Here is a 255-nt window from a genome sequence, read left to right as displayed (position 1 = left end):
TGTGGTGCGGCCTGAAGTCGCTGGTCGACAAAACAGATTTCCGCCAGAACGTGAAAATCGAACTGCTGGATATGTCCAAAGAGGAGCTGCGCCAGGATTTTGAAGACAGCCCGGAAGTGACTCAGAGCGGACTGTATAAACAAACCTATATTGATGAATACGATACCCCTGGCGGAGAGCCTGTTGCCGCACTGATTTCTTCGTATGAGTTCGATGCCTCAGCGCAGGATGTCGCATTACTGCGTAATATTTCGA

General features: G+C 49.8%; 1 protein-coding gene. It reads left to right on the top strand.

Going from position 1 to position 255, the window contains the following annotated elements:
* Window positions 1-255 (top strand): type VI secretion system contractile sheath domain-containing protein (locus NNO02_RS23685; protein WP_271455916.1); only part of this gene is annotated, 255 nt, incomplete at both ends.

It is taken from the genome of Citrobacter sp. Awk 2 (assembly GCF_028069815.1).
Lineage (GTDB): Bacteria > Pseudomonadota > Gammaproteobacteria > Enterobacterales > Enterobacteriaceae > Citrobacter.
The sequence above is the reverse complement of the archived record's forward strand: the minus strand, read 5'-3'. Positions and strand labels throughout refer to the sequence as shown.